Source organism: Kitasatospora mediocidica KCTC 9733 (genome assembly GCF_000744225.1).
In the GTDB taxonomy this organism is placed as follows: domain Bacteria; phylum Actinomycetota; class Actinomycetes; order Streptomycetales; family Streptomycetaceae; genus Kitasatospora; species Kitasatospora mediocidica.
The window spans coordinates 161,216-179,442 of the sequence record NZ_JQLN01000006.1; the positions used below are offsets into that span (position 1 = coordinate 161,216).

Here is an 18,227-nt window from a genome sequence, read left to right on the forward strand (position 1 = left end):
GTGCCGCCGGGGCCGCGGGCGGGTGGGCCGACGGGCTAGGTTACAGCGTGTGACCGGCAACGATGTGGTCCTGGCGCTGGTGGTCGTCACCGCGCTCGGCTTCGACTTCACCAACGGATTCCATGACACCGGCAACGCGATGGCCACCTCGATCGTCACGGGGGCGCTGCCTCCGCGGGTCGCGGTCGGCCTCTCGGCGGTGCTGAACCTGGTCGGGGCGTTCCTGTCGACCGCTGTCGCGGCGACCATTGCCAGTGGGCTGGTCAACAGTCAGGAGGTGACCCTGACCGTGGTCTTCGCCGGGCTGATCGGCAGCATCCTGTGGAACCTGGCGACCTGGTTCCTCGGGATCCCGTCCAGCTCCTCGCACGCGCTGATCGGCGGTGTGGTGGGCGCGACGATGGCCGCGGCCGGCTCCTCGGCCGTCAAGTGGCAGGGGCTGGTCTCCAAGGTCATCGTGCCCGCCGCGCTGTCGCCGTTCATCGCCGGCGCGATCGCCGCGCTCGGGACCTACCTGGTCTACCGGCTCACCCACGACGTGGCCGAACGGCCGCGCGCGCACGGCTTCCGGATCGGCCAGGTCGGTTCGGCCTCGATGGTCTCACTCGCCCACGGCACCAACGACGCGCAGAAGACCATGGGCGTCATCACGCTGGCGCTGATCGCCAACGGAACCCTGCACAGCGGAGCGAAGTCCCCGACCTGGGTGATCGCCTCCTGCGCCACGGCGATCGCGCTGGGCACCTACATCGGGGGCTGGCGGGTCATCCGGGCGCTGGGCAAGGGGCTGGTGGAGATCGAGTCGCCGCAGGGGATGGCCAGCGAGTCGGCCTCGGCCGCGGTGATCCTCTCCTCCACCGACTTCGGCTACTCGCTCTCCACCACGCACGTGGCGACCGGCTCGATCCTGGGCTCCGGGATGGGGAAGAAGGGGGGCGTGGTGCGCTGGCACGTCGCGCGCCGGATGGTGGCAGCCTGGCTGCTCACGCTGCCGGCCTCGGCGGTGGTCGGCGCGCTGGCCTACTGGGCCGCGAACGGGATCGGCGGGACTGCCGGTGTGGTGGTGATCTTCGTGGTGCTGGTGCTGGCCTCGATCGCCTTCTTCGTCGTCTCCCGCCACCCGGCGGTGACGCCGGAGAACGTCAACGCCGCGTGGACCGGATCGGTTGCCCCGGTGCCGGCCCCGAAGGACACGGACGAGGTGCGGTCGTGAACACCTGGATCAACCTGAACGCGCTGTGGAAGATCGTGGTGGTCGGTCTGCTCGCCGGAGCCGGACTGCCGGCCCTCTTCGCGGTCGGTCTGCGCCTGCTCAGCCCGCCGGCCCCGGCCGGTGGGGTGGCGACCGGTGAGGTGGCGGCCGACCGGCCGAGCGCCGGGCCGGTCGGCTACGCCCTGGCCGGTCTGTGCTTCGCGGTGGTGCTCGCCGCGATCGGCTGGGGCATCTCCGTCATCGTCAACCACAGCTGACGGTCGGCACGGAGAGCCGAGGCGTCGCCCTGCGGGGTCACCCTCGGGCGGACCAGGAGGCGGGCAGGGCGTCGAACCATCCGACGATGCGTTCGTTTCCGCCGCGCGCTCCGGTCTCCGGACGCAGGACGCGCAGGTCGTCCGTCCGGCGCGCCAGGGCGCCGATGGCCTCCTGGAGATACAGGCGGGCCAGTGCGGCGCCGGGGCAGTGGTGGGAGCCCATGCCGAAGCCGAGGTGCGGGTTCTCGCCGCGCCGGACGTCGAAGGTGTCCGGGCCGGGGAACGCGCGCTCGTCCCGGTTGGCCGCGCAGAGAGCGCCCACCGCCACCTCGCCGCGACGGATCAGTGTGCCGCCGATCTCGACGTCCTCGGCGGCGTAGCGGGGGAACGTCGAGGTGCTGTGGAACGGGGTGAAGCGGATCAACTCCTCGACCGCCGACGGTACGAGATCCGGGCGCAGCCGCAGCCGTTCCAGCTCCGAGCGGTGACAGGCCAGCGCGCACACGAAGTTCGCCAGCATCAGGACCATGTTCTGCAGCCCCGGCAGCAGGAGCCGCAGGGCCACCGTGACCAACTGGCGGTCGGTCAGGCGCTCCGCGCCTTCGCCGCGGGTCCGGATCATGGAGCTCAGCAGGTCGTCGGCGGTGCCGGAGGCGGCGGCCGAGCGGGCGGCCGTGAGCTCCGTCAGGTACCGGGTCAGCGCGCGCCGGTCCTGCTTCTCGGCCTCGGACGGCGGGGTGGTGGTGCCGGCCGCTCCCAGCAGGTAGGCCCGGACGTCGGTCCGATCCGCGGGAGGCACGTCGAGCAGCTCGCAGACGACCGCGGCGGCCAGTGGCTTGACGAACGTGGCCATCAGGTCGGTGGGTTGGGGCAGTTCGGACGGTTCGGCGGGGCCCTCGCGGTGGTCCGGACGGTGGATCAGCTCACCGGCCAGCGTCCGTGCCAGCGGGCGCAGTCGCTCGATCTGCCGGGGCTTGAGGCCCGCCTTGGTCACCCGGGTGACCTGCGCCGGCGACAGTGCTGCGGTCGGCGGCGGCTCGGTCGGCTCGGTCGGCTCGGTCGGCGGGGTCAGGTCGAAGCGGGGGTCGGTGAGGAGCCTGCGGACGTCGGCGTAGCGGGAGCAGAGCCAGGCCGGGCCGAGATCCCCGAGGTCGACCGGGCACAGTCCCTCGGCGTCGCGCAGGGTGGCGTAGCGCGGATCGAGGTGCAGCAGGTGAGGCTCGCCGAAGGGGTAGGGCTGCACCTCCGGTGTGCGTTCGGGGTACTTCACCGGGCGGTTCCTCTCTGCGGCGCGGGATCGGGGATCGGGGTCAGGCGTGCTGCGGGATGCTCTCCCAGCCGAAGCCGTCGCCCGCGGGGGTGGTCGGCGTGCCGGTCGCGGTCGCGGTGGCTGTGGCGGTCGTGCCGTCCGCGGAGGGGGAGGCGGCGGAGGCGTCGAGGTGGAGCGCGACGCCCGTCAGGCTGAGGACGGCGGCGATCGCGACGCCGGCGACGGCCGACCGGATGGTCGTGGAACCGGCCTTGGTGGCAATGGACTTGGACATGTTCGTGCCTCCGGGAGGGGTCTGCGGGGAGCTGTTGAATCCTGTATACAGCGGGGTTCCGGGCCGGTCTGCGGCTGGTGCTGGCAGGTGGCGGACATGGCAGGGAGAGTCCGCTGCGGCACCGTTCGGCCGGTTCAGGCCAGGCGCGGGGGAGTGCAGGAAGTGACCACTTCACCCGGTCCGGCGCGGCCCGCAGCATGGGATGTGTCAGCAGCCCGCTGGCACGGTCCACCACCCGAAGGAGACTGGAATATGTCTGCGTTCGAGGAACTCGAGAACCTGGTCACGACGATGGCCGCAGCCGAGCCGGAGGACAACGACGAGGACGGCGTCGGCGACGTGGCGTGGCGCATCTCGTACTCGACCTTCTACAACTCCTAGTACCCGCAAGGCAGGGGCACTCGTCGCACCGTGCGGGAAGGTCCTCCCTTCCCGCCCGGGCGAGGAGTGCCCCTGCTTCGTCCGATCCCGAGGAGCTCGGCCATGAACTTCGTCATTCCGGACGAGAAGGTGCAGCAGGGCATCAAGGTCCTGTTGGACGACTACGTCCTGATCGAGAGCACCGACACCTTCGTCATCGCCTACACCCCGGACAGCCGTGAACCGGCGGCCTGGCTGGCCCTCGCGCTCAAGCACCGGGGCTTCCCGGCCGGGATCGTCGCGATGCGCAAGCTCCAGGACCCGGAGTTCGCCGGGCGTTTCGAGGCCGCGCTCCCCGACCCGCAGACGCTGCCGGGGCGTCTGGTCGTCCTCACGCTGGAGCGCGACACCATGTCGCACTTCAACGTCTTCGAGGCCGCGATGCGGAAGTTCGGCGGCGAGCGCACGATGATCCTGCGGATCATCAGTGCTTCCACCGCGTTCTTCGCCAAGTCCCTCAACCTCGCGCCCGCTCAACTGAGCCGGTTCAACGCGACGTTGCTGGACCGGGTGAAGCCGGCCCGCAAGGTGCGGATCACCAGCCGCGGCGGTACCGACCTGACCGTCGAGCTCGACTCGGAGCGCTACCACTGGATCAGCAACCGGGGCGTCTGGCGGCCCGGCGGCTTCACGATCCTGCCGGCCGGCGAGATCGCGACCTTCCCGGTCACGGTCGACGGTGTGCTGGTCGCCGACGGCGCGTTCAACGCCAACATCATCACGCCGCTCAACGCCAGCCTGGCCGCCAACCCGGTCCGGGTGGAGATCAAGAACGGCTGTGCGGTCAGCCTCAGTTGCGCCGACCCGCAGCTCGACGAGATGTTCCAGCTGTGCCTGAAGAGCCCCTACGGCCGCAACGTCGGAGAGTTCGGGCTCGGGACCAACCGCGGCATCGACGAGTTCATCACCGCCAACTCGCACATCAACGAACGGCGTTGCGGCGTCCACCTGGGATTCGGGCAGCACAACCAGCGGCTGAGCCGGGTCCCGTACGTCGCCGAGGTCCACCTCGACCTGATCACCGACGGCGCGCTGGTCTGGGTCGACGACGACCCGGTGCCGATCGACCTGGAGAGCTTCGCCGCCACCGACGTGCAGCACCCGGCCGACGCCCTCGACGAGGACATCACCGGTGACTGCTGCGGCCTGGGCTACGGTCAACTCGAAGGCCTGGCCTGCGCGGTGCCCGCCGGCTCCGACATCCCGGAGAGGATCCAGCGATGAGGACCACCGAGCCGGCCACGGCGGATGGTGCTCTGGCGGACGACGCCGCGACGCTCGCCCGGCGGGGCTATGTGATCCTGCGCGGGATCCTGGACGCCGACGAGGTCCGGCGGGCCCGCGCCCTGTGCACCGGACACCTCACGGGCGAGGGCTCGCAGGAGATGCTGACCAGCGACTTCCTGGCCGACGACTTCCTCGCCGGGATCGTGCTGCGCGAGCGCGTGGTGCGGGCCGTCAAGGTGCTGCTGGGCGAGGACCGGCCGGTGCTCTACCCGAACTGCACCGCGCGCAAGAACGTCTACGTCCCGTGGCACGTGGACGCGACGTTCGTCGGACCGACCGCCGGTTACGTCTGGGAGCCCGGCTTCGCGCACGTCCAGTGCGGCCTGTACCTCCAGGACAACGACCCGGTCGGCGGGGGCGGCATCGACGTGGTGCGTGCCTCGCACCTGATGTCCTTCGACGGATACGGCACCACCGAACCGGAGTTCGACATCCCGGCGCGCACGGTGGGCGAGTCCGACCTGCGCGAGCGGGTCGACACCAGGGCCGGCGACGTCGTGGTCTGGGACGCTCGTCTGATGCACACCAGCACGCCGGTCCTGCGGGAGCCGGGCCGGGAGAAGTTCGGGGTCTTCTTCAGCTACGCCCGCCCGCACGCGCGCGACAACCACCGGTTCCTGACGCAGATCGCGGTGGACTCGATGCGCACCATGAACGGCGTCTCGCGGCGGATCCCCCGGCTCGCCGAGATCGCCCGGATGCGCTACCCGGAGAGCTTCCCGGCCTGGTTCGCCAAGGAGGCCGCCGACGCGGCCGTCCAGATCGTCACGCTGTGAAGGGGCGAGCGACTTGACATCGACGACACTGGCCGCCGGCGGGGACGAGCAGACCTCGCAGTCGCCGGCGGCCTTCCCGGACGGTCGGTTCCGCGCGCTGTGGGCCGCCACCGGCCTGTCCCAGGTCGGCTCGGCGGTCAGCAACGTCACGATTCCGGTCTGTGCGGCGGTCACGCTGGGCGCCTCGGCCCTGGAGATGACCTGGCTGGCGGTGATCGAGCTGCTCCCGTCGCTGCTGATCAGGATTCCGGCGGCCTCGTGGTCCGACGGGCTGCGCCGTCCGCGCGCGCCGGTGATGGCGGCGTGCAACCTGGTGCAGGCCGCCGTCATGGGGTTGGTGCCGCTGCTGTGGTGGCTGGGGGCGCTGAACATCGTGCTGCTGCTGGTGCTGGCCGCCGTGGCCTCGTTCGCGCTCGGCGTGTACTCCGCGCTGGCCAGTCCGCTGCTGGTGCAGATCGTGCCGAAGGCGCACCTGGTGGAGGCCAACGGCAAGATGTCGGCGACCCGGAGTGTGGCGGACATCAGCGGGCCCGCGCTCGGCGGGGCGCTGCTCGCGCGGATCGCGGCGCCGTCGGTGGTGCTGGTGGACGCGCTGTCGTTCCTGCTGTCCGCCGCCCTGCTGAGCAGAGTGCGGACCGAAAAGGTGGCCCAGGGTGCCACCACAGGCGCCCCGAAAGCGGCGAAGGAGAGGCTCGGCGCCGCCGCGAACGTGCGGCTGGCACGCGCGATGGCGCGACAGTCCGGTGTCCGGGCCATGGTGGCCGTGGCGTTCGTCAACGGTCTCACGCAGCCGGTGCTGGTGCTCTTCCTGGTGCGGTCCGTCCACATGCGGCCGTCGTTGATCGGTTCGCTGCTGGCCTTCGGCGCCGTCGGCGGGGTGGCCGGCGGCATGCTCGTCGGGCGGGCGCAGAAGTCGCTGGGCTCGGGCCGGACGGTGGCCGTGGGCGCCGCCGCCAGCCTGCTGTCGCTCGCGCTGCTCCCCTTCGCGTCGGCCGGGCCGAGCGCGATGGCCGGGCTGGTGCTGCTGGAACTCGCCGGGAGCTTCGGCGGGACGCTGCTGGTCGCCACGGTCTTCGGCGGCCTCCAGGCGGCGGCGCCGCGCGAGCGGATCGCGCAGGTGATGGCGATGGCCTGGGTGCAGTTGCAGGCCGCCGGCCTGATCGGGGTCCCGATCGGTGGGGCGCTGGCCATCGGGTACGGAACGCGGTGGGCGATGGTCGTCGCGTTCGCGGTGCTGGCCCTCGCCCTCGGCCCGCAGCTGGTCCGCTGGGCCCTGACGCGGTGGGCTCCGGACCCGCCGATCGCGATGTGAGCGGACGGGGCGTCTGATGTACCTGACCAAGACCACGGTGGACACGCCCGGCGACGGGCCGCAGTCCGCGGAGCAGCTGCACCGGCAACTGCTCCGCAGCACGGCGGGCAGCGACAGCCTGCAGCACGCGCATATCGAGGTCCATCCGGACTTCGTGGTGTTCAGCCTCTACGTACAGGCCCACGACCTGCTGGACGCGGCGCGGGTGGCCGAGCAGCTCTGCTGCCGGACCATGGCCAGCGCCTGCCACGGCTGGGCCGTCCGCTCCACCGAGGTGGGCCCCTGAGGGTCGCGGTGGGGCGGATCCGTGCTATTCGAGGTCGTCCGGGGTGATCCAGGCCCGCGAGACGGCCTGGGCTCCGGCCTGGAATCTGCTGCGTGCGCCTAGCCTGGTGTGCAGGTCCGCCGCGACCCGGCGGGCCGTGCGGACCGAGACGCCCAGCTGGCGGGCGATGGCTTCGTCGGTCAGCCCTGCTGCCAGCAGCCGCAGGACCTGCCGCTCCTGGCTGGACAGCCCGTCGTCGTCGCGACGGCGACAGGCGCCGAGCGCCGTCGCGGAGCGCCAGACCGAGTTGAACAGGGCGGTCAGTGCCGTGATGACGCCGACACTGGAGATCACGATCGCCGCCGTGCCGCCCTCGGCCGGCTCGAGCGGCACCACCGCCACCCGGCGGTCCACGACGAGCATCCGCAGCGGCAGCGACGCGGTGGTGCGGACCTCACTGCCGAGCCCGCCGAGCCACTGGGCGTACTCCAGGGTCGGCTTGTGGTTGCGCACGCTGTCCTGGTAGACCGTGCGGACCCGCACCCCGCGTTCGATCGCCTCGGCGTCCAGCACCCGGCTGGCGTTGAGGTTCTCCTCGGACTGGGCACCGCCCGGCATGAACGAGCAGGCCTCCCACTCGCAGGAGCGCGCGAGCCGGCTCAGCCGGTCGCGGATGGCGTCGATGCCGGACAGGCGCTCGATCTCGGAGTTCGCGTCCGCGTCCGAGGCGGAGTCGGCCGGCCGGCTCTCGGCGCGCTCGGCCAGCAGGAGGGACAGCGCGGCCGTGCCCTCCTCGATCTGCTGGTGCCGACGGGCCATCTCGGCCTGCTGACGGGCGACCAGGGCGGAGAGGCCGACCTCGGGACGTACGGCCTTCGGCCCGGGCCGGCCCGGGAACACCTGGAGCAGTGAGATACCGGTGAGCTCGTCGAGCGCGACGCGTAACTGGTCGTGGTCGACGTGGAGCCGGCGGGAGAGCACGTCGAGGCCCTCGTCCGGGTGTTGAAGCATCGCAAGGTACACAGACTCGGCGAGGCTGCTCAGCCCAAGCCCTTGGAACATTGGCCACTCCCTCTGTCGCGGTTCGGCGACGGACTTTGGCGCACGTCTCCTCCCGGTTCTGCTCATGTAGTCGCCACATCTGTCAACTGGTCTTCACAGAGTGACACTTGACGTGCTGTCCGACAAGGGAGCCGGTCGGGACACCCGTCGGTGATCGCAGCGCCGGCGGTCGGGGCGGCGGGTGCTGCGAGATGGGTCCGGTGGTCGGAGATCGCTCGAACTACGGTGGATTGTAGTGGAGTTCGGCTGGAGCGATACTCCTGTGCGGTGGCGGATGGCGCCGCTGGGCCGCGGCGGGCCGCGTCAGCCCGAGGGGGTGGCCGAAAGCTGCACCGGAGCGCGGCGGCCCGAACCGGCCCGCTTCCGCACGTCCGGCCGCTTTCGCCCGCCCGCCCGGGCTGACCGCAACTGACCACTTCCGGCCGACGCCTCGCGCCGCGTATCCATGGGGCATGGCACTGACGACGCATACCAGGTCCCGGTCCGGCTCCGGGTCCGGCTCCCCGGGCCCGAGGCAGCGGGTCGTCGAGCGCGGAACGCTCGGCAACGGACTGCGGCTGGTGCTGAGCCCGGACCGGCACGCCCTCGTCGCGGCCGTCGCGGTCGTCTACGACGTGGGGACGCGGACCGAGCCCGAGGGCCGCTCGGGGTTCGCCCACCTCTTCGAACACCTCATGTTCCAGGGCTCGGTGGGTCTGCGGAACGCCGCGTACACCCGGCACGTGGAGCGGTCCGGCGGCACCTTCCGCGGCTCCACGCACCTCGACCTCACCCAGTACGGCGAGGTCGCCCCCGCCAACGCCCTGCAGCGGATGCTCTATCTGGAGTCCGACCGGATGCGCGGCCTGCGACTCACCGAGGCGAACCTCGCCAACCAGATCTCGGTGGTCAAGGAGGAGATCCGGGCCAACGTCCTGAGCCGGCCGTACGGCGCTCTGCCCTGGCCCCGGCTGCCGTCGCTGATGTTCGACACCTTCCCCAACACCCATGACGGCCGGGGCTCGTTCGCCGATCTGGAGCGGGCTACCCGTTCGGAGGCAGCCGACTTCTTCGACCGCTACTACGCCCCGGGCAACGCCGTGCTGTGCGTCTGCGGAGACTTCGACCCCGATCGCGCGCGCCGGGGCATCGAGCGCTACTTCGGCGACATCCCGGCCCGACCGGTGCCCGCCCCCGCCGACGTCCGCGAGCCCGAGCGGGCCGGTGAGCGCCGCGCATGCTACCGGGACCCGCTGGCACCCCGGCCGGCGATCGCCTGGGGCTGGCGGGTGCCTGATCCGATCGAAGACCTCGACGGGTTCCTGCCCTACCTGCTGCTGGCCGGTCTGCTGGCCGGCCCGGACACCTCCCGCCTGGTCCGGCGCCTGGTCTCGGTGGACCGGACGGCGACGTCGGTCACCGGCCGGGTCGGCTTCCTCGGCGACCCGTTCGCCCTGCGTGACCCGACGGCCCTGGTGTTCCAGGCCCGGCTGCCGGCCGACGGTGACCCGTGGCGGCTCCTGGACGCCGTCGACGAGGAGATCGAGCGACTCGCCCTGGACGGCCCCGACCCGGCCGAACTCGACGGCGTCGCCGCACGGGTGGTCGTCAAGCAATTGGAGCGCACCGACTCGGCGCTGGGCCGCGCCGAACGGCTGGCCGTCTTCGAGTTGCAACGCGACGACCCGCTCCTCCTCGGCGAACTGCCGCGCCTGCTCGGCTCGGTGGGAGCGGACGCGGTGCGCGAGGCGGCCGGGCGGCTGACCCCGGACCGGCGCTCGGCCATCGAGGTCGTGCCCGGGGCCGGAACCCGGTGACCCGGCCACCCGCGCGAAGGCTTCCCACGCGAAGGCTTCCCGCGCTCGGCGCGGTGCGGCCGGTGCGCGTCCCCGAGCATGTCGAGAGCACGCTGCCCAACGGCCTCAGGGTGCTGGCCGTCCAGCGCCACGGCGAGCCGCTGGCGGAGATCAGGCTACGGATCCCGTTCGCCGGTGCGGATCCCGCGCCGGCCCGACTACTCGCGCGCACCCTCTTCTCGGGCAGCACGTCCGGGTCGGCGGCCCGGACGGCAGCGGCCGTCCGGGACCTCGGCGCCACCCTCGGCGTCGAGGTCGACCAGGACCGGTTGCGGATCAGCGGCCGAGCGCCGGTCGGCGCCCTGGACCGGCTGCTCGCGACGGTGGCCCAGGCCCTCGAAGCGGCCGCCTACCCGCCGTCCGAGGTCGCCACCGCCCGTGCCGCCCTCGCCGACCGGCTGCGCACGGACCGGTGCGAGCCGGCCCGGCTGGCGGGGGCGGCGCTCGCCGCGCGGATCTATCCCGGCCACCCGTACCGCCTGGACGCGCCCGAGCCCGAGGAGGTGGCCTCGGTGCAGGCGGGGGAGCTGCGCGCCCTGCACGCGCGGCTGGTCCGGCCGGCCGGCAGCACCCTGGTCGTGGTCGGCGACCTGGATCCGCAGGCCGTCGTCGCGGTCGCGGCGCGTCAACTGGCGGGCTGGACCGGCGCGGTGAGCGAGTACGCGCTGCCCCCGGTGCCGCCGCTCCGACCCGGTGCGCTGCTCCTGGTCGACCGGCCCGGGAGCACGCGGTCGTCCCTGCGGATGGCCTTTCCGGCGGTCCCGCGCGGCCACCCGGACAACCCGGCGCTGCGGCTGGCGAACCTCGTCTTCGGCGGCTACTTCTGCTCGCGCTGGACCGCCAACCTGCGGGAGGACAAGGGCTACACCTACGGCCCGAGCTCGGTGATCCAGGACCGGCGGGCCGGGGCGCGGCTGATCGCCTCGGCCGAGGTGGCCGCCGAGCACGCGGCCGCGGCACTCGGCGAGACGCTCTACGAACTCGCCAGGATGGCCTGCCTGCCGCCGGGGCAGGCCGAACTGGACCGCGCGCGCGGCTACACGCTCGGCGCGCTGGTGGTGCTCGGCATGTCCACCCACCGTGACCTCGCCGACCTCGCCGCCGGCCTCGTCGACGGCGGACTGCCGCTGACGTACCTGGCCGGGTACGCCGACCGGCTCGCGGCGGCCACCGTCGAGGAGGTGCACGAGGCCGCCCGCCGTTACCTCGCGCCGTCGGGCGCGGTCACCGTACTGCTCGCCGACGCGCAGCGGGTGGGGCACGCGGTCGCGGCGCTGACGCCGGTGACGGTCCGGCGGGGCTGACGGGGGTCGACGATGCGACCCCTGTCAGTCAGTCGGTGCGGAACTCGCGGTAATCGGCTGGCAGATCGGGTTCGACGGCGCTAGGCTCCCCGCGATGATGACTCACTCCGACAGCAGAATGGGGGACCCGTCCACGCAAGGTGAGTGCTGATGCTCACTCAGACCGTGCACGGTGATTCCCGACTTTCCCTCTGGCTGCGCGTGCGCGAGTACGCCGTGCCGCCGTCCATGATCGAGACCGCGACCGCTCGCCGCTCTGCCGGCGACTGGGCCGGCGCCTGTGCCGCCGCGGGTTTCGACGTCGATCTCAACCTGCGCGCCGCGGCGCGCACGTACGGCCGGGAGTTGGCAGCCCGGATCCGCGCCGACCTTCGTCGGCTGGCTCCCGACCTGCTGCGCTGGCACATGCCCAGGGTCGCGCCCGACGGACTGTTGCGCCCGGGGCTGACCCTCACGCTGGCCCGGTACGACCCTGCGGGGCGTCACGGCCCGGGACCGGTGCACCTGGTGGTGCGGACTCCGCCCGCCTGGGCGGACGGCGGTCAGCGGATCAGCCTCGCGCTGTGGGACGGCTCGCACGCCGAGACCGGCGGCCACCCGCCCGGGCAGCCGCCTGCGCCGGCGCATCCGCATCTGCGGCCGAACCGGCAGTTCCGTCTGGATCTGCACCGCCATCTGTGGGACGCGCACAGGTCCGACGAGCTGCGGACCCGGTCCGGGGCCGATCGGCCGCCCGCCGACGGCCGCCCATCGGCGGACCCGGACTTTCTGGGGCTGTTGCCGCCGGGGCACGGCTGCGCCGTCGACCGGTGGGCGGCCGAGGCGGGGATCCTGCTCCGCGCCGAGGGGCGTTCGTCAGGGCGCCTGCGGGTGCGCTGCGGGACCCGTCACCGGCTGGTCCTGGACGCCCAGGTGGACTCGGACCTGGGCCTGACGGTGGCCGCGGCGGCGCCCGCCGACGGTGACGCCCGCGCGCCGCTGCTGGTCCTGCCCGACGCCGCGACCTGGGTGCTGCCCGACCTGGAACTGGTCCGCGCCGGTTCGATCGAGGTCGACCGGCTGCACCCGCTGGTCGCTTCCGCGCTGGCGCCGGACCACGCGCCGGCCGGTCCGTCCCTGCCGCCGGACCGGGCAGGCCGGCCGCGCCTGGTGGAGTGCCGGGGAGCCGTGCACCGGATCGCCCTGGTCGACGGGGTGTTGGTGCCGTTGGACCACGACCCGGCCGAGATCCGCCGGGAGGAGCTGCTGGTCGCGCTGAGCGGCACTCCGCTGCCCTGCCTGCGGGCGATCGACGCCGCGCATCGTCGTCCGGACTGCCTCACCGGCGTCCGCGAACGCCTGGACCATGGCGACACCGCCGGTGCGCTGGCCGTCGTCGAAGGCCTGCTGGGCCCCGGCGCGGTGTTGCGCAGCGGCGATCTGCGCGACGAACTGGAGGCGGCCGCGCTGCGGCGGATCACCTACGGACTCTTCAGAGCAGGCCTGGTGGGACCAGCGCCCGCTCGCATGGCTCCCCATCGCTCCCGCCCGACCGACGCCTTTCCCGGCGACCGCCGCTCCCGCCCGCGCCTGGCGCACCTGCGCTGACCCCGGGGACCTCCGTCCCCTTCCACCACGAACCCCCTCAGGTGATCACCCATGCCCATGTGCACCCCGTCCGTCGCCCTCTCCGACCCGGCTTCCGCCTCCCAACTCGACCTGGCCGGAGACCTGTTGGCCCTGCTGCGCGACACCACCACCGAACCTCGTCCCGACACCCAGCTGGAGGCCCTGACGCTGGCGGTGGCCGCCGACCTGCCCGTGCTGCTCTGGGGAGAACCGGGGATCGGCAAGACCGCCGCCCTGACCCAACTCGCCACCTCCCTGGACCTGCCGCTGACCACCGTGATCGCCAGCGTCCACGAGCCGTCCGACTTCTCGGGGCTGCCCATCGTCGGCGACGATCCCACCGTGCAGGGTGTCCCGATGGCCCCGCCGGACTGGGCCGTGCGGCTGGTGCGGGCCGGCCGCGGGCTGCTCTTCCTGGACGAGCTGTCCACCGCGCCGCCTGCCGTGCAGGCCGCGTTGCTGCGCCTGGTGCTGGAGCGGCGCATCGGCGCCCTTCAACTCCCGCCGGGCGTAAGGATCGTGGCCGCCGCCAATCCGCGCTCCTCGGCCGCCGACGGCTGGGAGCTGAGCCCGCCGCTGGCCAACCGGTTCGTCCATCTCCAGTGGACCCACGACCATGAGGTCGTGGTCCGCGGCCTGGGCGGCACCTGGCCCCGGGCGACCCTGCCCCGGCTCGACCCGCAGGCACTGCCGGCGGCGGTGGCCTTCGCCCGGCGCGCGGTGTGCGGGTTGCTGGCCGCCCGTCCCGCGCTCGTGCACCGGCTGCCCGGCAACGAGACCCGGCGGGGCGGGCCCTGGCCGTCGCCGCGGAGCTGGGACATGACGCTGTGCCTGGTTGCCTTCGCGACGGCGGCCGGCGCGGATCGTGACGTGCTGTCCCTGCTGGTCCGGGGCACGGTGGGGGACGGCCCGGGGCTGGAACTGCTGGCGAGCCTGGACCGGCTGGACCTCCCGGATCCCGAGGAGCTGCTCGCCGACCCGGCCGCCGCCGTACTGCCCGAGCGGGGGGATCTGCGCCAGGCCGTGCTGGACGGCGTGGTGGCCGCCGTCCGCACGCGTCCGGAGCAGTCCCGCTGGGACGCGGCGTGGGCGCTGCTGGTCCGGGCGCTGGAGACCGGCGCCCCGGACCTCGTGGTCGTCCCCGCGACCACCCTCGCCTCGCTGCGCCGCGAGGGCTGGGACGTTCCGGCCGCGATCGAACGGCTGGCCGGCGCGGTGGCCCTCTCCCAGCGGGCGGACCGGGCGGCGGAGCGGACGGCGGACCGCGTCGGGTCCGCCGCGGAGGCGGGCCGATGAGCCCGGACACGGCGCCCGGCACCCGGGGGAGGCTGGACCTCGACAAGCTCCTCGCCGCCCGCCTGCACGCCGTGCGGGTCCGCCCCTACCTGGCCACGGCACTGTTCGCCCTGCACATCGTCGAGTCACGCCGGGTCCCGACGATGGCCGTCGACCGGCACTGGCGGTGCTACGTCTCACCCGGGTTCGTCGACCGCACGCCGGAGGAGGAGCTGGCCGGGGTCTGGGTGCACGAGGTGTCGCACCTGCTGCGCGACCATCACGGGCGCGGCGACCGGGTCGCGCGCGAGCGCGGGCTGACCGGCCCGGGGGAGCGGCTGCGGATGAACATCGCCGCGGACTTCGAGATCAACGACGACGTCTTCGGGCACGGGCTGCTGCGGCCCGAAGGCGTCGTCGAGCCGGGCTTGTTGGGGCTGCCCGCAGGGCAGCTCATGGAGGACTACCTGCGTCAGTTCGGGCTCGGCGCGGGCACCCAGGACCTGGCCTGGCTGGATTGCGGCAGCGGCGCCGACGGCCTGGACCGGGAGTGGGACCTGGGGCCGGAAGGCGCGCACGGCCTGAGCGAGCAGGAACGGGACGCCGTCCGGTTCCGGGTGGCCCAGGGCATCGCCGGCCGCCCGGGGAGAACCCCAAGGGCGTGGCAGCGCTGGGCCGAGGAGGCGTTCCACCCGCCGCAACCCTGGCGGGAGTTGCTGGGGGCGGCGGTCCGCGCGGCCTCCTCCGGATCCGGCGCCGGCCAGGACTACACCTACAGCCGGCCGTCGCGGCGCTCGGCCGCGGTGCCCGGCGCCGTGCTGCCGAGCCTGCGGCGCAGGCCGCCCCGGGTCTCGGTGATCATCGACACCTCCGGGTCGGTCAGCGACGCCGAGCTGGGCAGCGCGCTCCTGGAGGTCGCCGCGATCGCCCGCGCGGTGGGCGGCCGTCGCGACCTGGTCACCGTGCTGCCGTGCGACGCGTCGGCCCGGATCGCGCACCCGCTCTGCCAGGCCGCGGGGATCCCGCTGATCGGCGGCGGGGGTACGGATCTGCGGACGGGCTTCGCCAAGGCCCTGCGCACGCGGCCCCGGCCCGACGTCATCGTGGTCCTGACCGACGGCCAGACGCCCTGGCCGGCCACCCGGCCGTCGTGCCGGACGGTGGTGGGTCTGTTCGCCCGGCCGCACACGGCACGTGGGTGGAACGAGGACGATCCCGACTACGTCCCGAAGGCGCCGCCCGACTGGGCCCGGGTGGTCGACATCGGATGACGGCCCGCCCGCCGAAGGCCGTTCCCGGTGGCGCATCATGGGGCACATGATCACTGTTCACCTGAAGTACGAGATCGACCCCGACAAGCTCGACGACTTCGAGGAGTACGGCCGCCGCTGGGTCGGCCTCGTCAACCGCTTCGGCGGCACGCACCACGGGTACTTCCTGCCCAGCGAGGGCGACAGCGACATCGCCTACGCCCTCTTCTCTTTCCCCGGCTTCGCCGCGTACGAGCAGTACCGCATGGACAGCGCCGCCGACCCGGAGTGCCAGGAGGCCTTCGACCTGGCGCGTCGCACCGGCTGCATCAAGCGCTACGAGCGCCGCTTCCTGCGCCCGCTCGACGGCGTGTAGCGCAGGGCGTGCAGGGCGTCGGCCGAGGCGTCAGCGGTCAGCGGGCGGCCTCCGGGCTCCGGCGGTGTTCGGCGGCCGGGGTGCCGGGGGCGGACCAGAGGTCGGCCGGTACGACGCTCAGGGATCGGCCGTACGGGTCGAGGAGGTGGCCCAGCAGCTTGTCCTGGCGGAGCATGACCGCCCGGTCGACGATGTCGAGGCTGGGATGCATGGTCGAGAGGTGCGTCTCGAAGCGCAGGACATCGGCGAGGGAGTGCAGGCTCGCTTCCACGATGAGGTTGTAAGGGCCGCTGACGGCAGCGCAGTTGCGGGTCTGCGGGTACTGGACGAGGGCGTGGCCGACCTCCGGGAGGTCGGCGGGCGGTACCCGGGCCCAGAAGGTGACCGCGACCGGCCAGCCGCCCAGCGGGCGGGAGAAGTCGCAGCGGAAGGTGATCAGCCCGAGGCGGACGAGCCGGTCGATCCGGCGCTTCACCGTGGCGGCGCTGGTGTCCAGCGCGGTGGCCACCGCCTGGTAGGAGGCCCGGCCGTCGACCGCCAGCCGGACGAGGATCGCCCGGTCGAACGCACTGACGTCCGGCGAACCCCGGCGGGTGCGCGGTTCCTCGGGCGGCGCGGCCAGTTGGGCGCGCTGGCCGGGGTCGAGTGCGGCTATCCGCCAGCTGCCGCCCTCGGTGAACATGTGCGTCGCGATCCGGGTGCGGACGGCGGTCACGCCCGCAATCGCCGGCAGCTGGTCGAGGGTGTAGCGGGACATCGCGAGGAGGTCGCGGGTCGCCACCGTGGCGAGCACATCGTGGCTGCCCGCCGGGCGTTCGAGGGTGAGCGCGTGCGCGTGGCCGCTCAGCTCCCGGATCACGTCGTCGGCGCTTCCTACCGCGCAGTCGATCTCCACGAAGGCGACGCAGATGTGCTCGAAGAGCAGCGGGCCCGGTGAGCCCAGCACCCAGGCCTCACCGCGCTGCCGCATCCGGCTCCAGCGGCGCGCGACGGTGACGGGATCCACTCCGAGGGCGCTGCCGAGGACCGCCCACGACGCCCGCGGCCGCAGTTGGAGGGCGTGGATGAGCGCGAGGTCCTCCTCGCCCAACATCGGCTCGTTTTCCTGCATCTCTGCGCTGCTCCCTGCGGGATTCCTGCGTTTTCGGTGCTCCCACCGCCCAGCATCGCACTGTGGTGGCAACGGAGTTCGAGGGACCCTGGAGCCGGGGCCCGACCAGGAGGAGCACGTCATGAGCCAGGCGTTCGGTTCGTATCAGGACGAGATCTACGGCGGCGGTCTTCGCGGGGTGATGCCGTCGTTCCCGATGACCTACAGCGGCTGGGAGGCGGGGGCGCAGGCCGCGCTGCCCCCGTCGGTCTGGTCCTACGTGGCCGGCGGCGCGGGAAACGAGCACACCCAGCGGGCCAACGTCAGTGCCTTCGAAGGGTGGGGGCTCATGCCGAGGATGTTCGTCGGGGCCGCGCAACGCGACCTCTCCGTCGACCTGTTCGGGATGACGCTGCCGTCGCCGCTGTTCATGGCCCCCGTCGGCGTCATCGGTCTGTGTGCCCAGGACGGCCACGGCGACCTCGCCACGGCCCGGGCCGCCGCGCGCACCGGCGTCCCGATGATCGCCTCGACCCTGACGGTGGATCCGATGGAGTCGGTCGCCGCGGAGTTCGGCCCGACCCCGGGCTTCTTCCAGCTCTACACCCCGACCGACCGGGAGTTGGCCGAAAGCCTGGTGCGGCGCGCCGAGGCGGCCGGCTTCAAGGGCATCGTGGTGACCCTGGACACCTGGGTCACCGGGTGGCGCCCCCGGGACCTGGCCGCGAGCAACTTCCCCCAGCTGCGCGGCCACTGCCTGGCCAACTACACCAGCGACCCGGTCTTCCGCTCCCAGCTGGCCCGGACGCCGGAGGAGGACCCGGCCGGGGCCGTCCTGCGCTGGATACAGGTCTTCGGCAACCCGCTCACCTGGGACGACCTGCCGTGGCTGCGCTCGCTCACCTCGCTGCCGCTGATCGTGAAGGGCATCTGCCACCCCGAGGACGTGCGGCGCGCCAAGGACGGCGGCGTGGACGGCATCTACTGCTCCAACCACGGCGGTCGCCAGGCGAACGGCGGGCTCGCAGCCCTCGACGCGCTGCCCGACGTCGTCGACGCGGCCGGCGACCTGCCCGTCCTCTTCGACTCCGGTGTCCGCAACGGCACCGACGTGGTCAAGGCCGTGGCCCTGGGAGCCACCGCCGTCGGCATCGGACGCCCGTACGCCTACGGCCTCGCCCTGGGCGGCACGGAGGGCGCCGTCCACGTGCTGCGCTCGATCCTGGCCGAGGCCGACCTCACCATGGCGGTCGACGGCTACCCCTCGCTCGCGGCGCTCACGCCCGACGCCCTGCGACGCACCCGGTGACGCCGCTGGCCCCGGCGGAGCCCGAGCCTGCCCTCAAGGTCCGG

General features: G+C 73.2%; 18 protein-coding genes. 14 read left to right on the plus strand and 4 right to left on the minus strand.

The genetic code is table 11. The annotated features are described in order from the left end of the window. Positions 1-49: 49 nt before the first annotated feature. Positions 50-1,213: an inorganic phosphate transporter gene (locus BS80_RS26995; RefSeq protein WP_035803038.1), complete on the plus strand. Its 1,164-nt coding sequence runs from the start codon at positions 50-52 to the stop codon at positions 1,211-1,213. Continuing rightward, on the plus strand, positions 1,210-1,470 hold the full coding sequence (locus BS80_RS27000; protein ID WP_035803040.1) for a hypothetical protein: 261 nt from the start codon (positions 1,210-1,212) through the stop codon (positions 1,468-1,470). Before BS80_RS26995 ends, BS80_RS27000 begins: the two co-directional genes overlap by 4 nt. 37 nt (positions 1,471-1,507) lie before the next feature. On the opposite strand, the gene BS80_RS27005 is transcribed toward BS80_RS27000, so the two are convergent. Continuing rightward, complete coding sequence (locus BS80_RS27005; RefSeq protein WP_051967247.1) at positions 1,508-2,740, minus strand: cytochrome P450; 1,233 nt, start codon at positions 2,738-2,740, stop codon at positions 1,508-1,510. A 40-nt stretch (positions 2,741-2,780) separates the two neighbouring features. Next, entirely contained in the window at positions 2,781-3,014 is a 234-nt protein-coding gene (locus BS80_RS27010; protein WP_035803042.1) for a hypothetical protein, read from the minus strand. A 252-nt stretch (positions 3,015-3,266) separates the two neighbouring features. On the opposite strand from BS80_RS27010, the gene BS80_RS43635 reads away from it, so the two are divergent. From BS80_RS43635 to BS80_RS27030, 5 genes are all read left to right on the plus strand, one after another. Then, positions 3,267-3,395 carry a hypothetical protein gene (locus BS80_RS43635; protein WP_269676125.1) on the plus strand — a complete coding sequence of 43 codons (129 nt, stop codon included), beginning with the start codon at positions 3,267-3,269 and terminating at the stop codon, positions 3,393-3,395. Positions 3,396-3,497: 102 nt separating this feature from the next. After that, a complete protein-coding gene (locus BS80_RS27015) occupies positions 3,498-4,658 on the plus strand; it encodes a M29 family metallopeptidase (protein WP_035803045.1) in 1,161 nt (386 codons plus the stop codon). Beyond that, positions 4,655-5,497: a phytanoyl-CoA dioxygenase family protein gene (locus BS80_RS27020; RefSeq protein ID WP_035803047.1), complete on the plus strand. Its 843-nt coding sequence runs from the start codon at positions 4,655-4,657 to the stop codon at positions 5,495-5,497. Before BS80_RS27015 ends, BS80_RS27020 begins: the two co-directional genes overlap by 4 nt. Before the next feature lie 13 nt (positions 5,498-5,510). Next, the gene (locus BS80_RS27025) at positions 5,511-6,809 is read left to right on the plus strand and encodes an MFS transporter (RefSeq protein ID WP_035803049.1); all 1,299 of its coding nucleotides are present in this window, start codon (positions 5,511-5,513) and stop codon (positions 6,807-6,809) included. Positions 6,810-6,825: 16 nt separating this feature from the next. Continuing rightward, entirely contained in the window at positions 6,826-7,095 is a 270-nt protein-coding gene (locus BS80_RS27030) for a hypothetical protein (RefSeq protein WP_035803051.1), read from the plus strand. Between the two features lie 24 nt (positions 7,096-7,119). Here the strand turns inward: BS80_RS27030 and BS80_RS27035 are convergent, their stop codons facing one another. Beyond that, positions 7,120-8,136, minus strand: coding sequence for a helix-turn-helix transcriptional regulator (locus BS80_RS27035; protein WP_035803053.1), 1,017 nt, complete (start codon positions 8,134-8,136; stop codon positions 7,120-7,122). A 452-nt stretch (positions 8,137-8,588) separates the two neighbouring features. Between BS80_RS27035 and BS80_RS27040 the strand changes: the two genes are divergently transcribed. The 6 genes from BS80_RS27040 to BS80_RS27065 all read left to right on the plus strand — a co-directional run bounded on the left by BS80_RS27040 (position 8,589) and on the right by BS80_RS27065 (position 15,784). Further along, positions 8,589-9,932, plus strand: a complete 1,344-nt coding sequence (locus tag BS80_RS27040) for a M16 family metallopeptidase (RefSeq protein WP_083975424.1) — start codon at positions 8,589-8,591, stop codon at positions 9,930-9,932. 62 nt (positions 9,933-9,994) lie between these two features. Next, positions 9,995-11,275: a M16 family metallopeptidase gene (locus tag BS80_RS27045; protein ID WP_198045635.1), complete on the plus strand. Its 1,281-nt coding sequence runs from the start codon at positions 9,995-9,997 to the stop codon at positions 11,273-11,275. A 150-nt stretch (positions 11,276-11,425) separates the two neighbouring features. Continuing rightward, positions 11,426-12,862, plus strand: a complete 1,437-nt coding sequence (locus BS80_RS27050) for a hypothetical protein (protein ID WP_035803057.1) — start codon at positions 11,426-11,428, stop codon at positions 12,860-12,862. A gap of 51 nt (positions 12,863-12,913) precedes the next feature. Continuing rightward, positions 12,914-14,179, plus strand: coding sequence for an AAA family ATPase (locus BS80_RS27055; RefSeq protein ID WP_035803059.1), 1,266 nt, complete (start codon positions 12,914-12,916; stop codon positions 14,177-14,179). After that, positions 14,176-15,429, plus strand: coding sequence for a vWA domain-containing protein (locus tag BS80_RS27060; protein ID WP_035803061.1), 1,254 nt, complete (start codon positions 14,176-14,178; stop codon positions 15,427-15,429). Before BS80_RS27055 ends, BS80_RS27060 begins: the two co-directional genes overlap by 4 nt. Before the next feature lie 46 nt (positions 15,430-15,475). Continuing rightward, positions 15,476-15,784, plus strand: coding sequence for an NIPSNAP family protein (locus tag BS80_RS27065; RefSeq protein WP_035804044.1), 309 nt, complete (start codon positions 15,476-15,478; stop codon positions 15,782-15,784). Between the two features lie 37 nt (positions 15,785-15,821). On the opposite strand, the gene BS80_RS43640 is transcribed toward BS80_RS27065, so the two are convergent. Next, on the minus strand, positions 15,822-16,895 hold the full coding sequence (locus BS80_RS43640; RefSeq protein ID WP_051967248.1) for an Lrp/AsnC family transcriptional regulator: 1,074 nt from the start codon (positions 16,893-16,895) through the stop codon (positions 15,822-15,824). Between the two features lie 121 nt (positions 16,896-17,016). Here BS80_RS43640 and BS80_RS27075 point away from each other — a divergent pair, with 121 nt between their 5' ends. Then, positions 17,017-18,183, plus strand: a complete 1,167-nt coding sequence (locus tag BS80_RS27075) for an alpha-hydroxy-acid oxidizing protein (protein WP_035803065.1) — start codon at positions 17,017-17,019, stop codon at positions 18,181-18,183. Positions 18,184-18,227 lie beyond the last annotated feature (44 nt).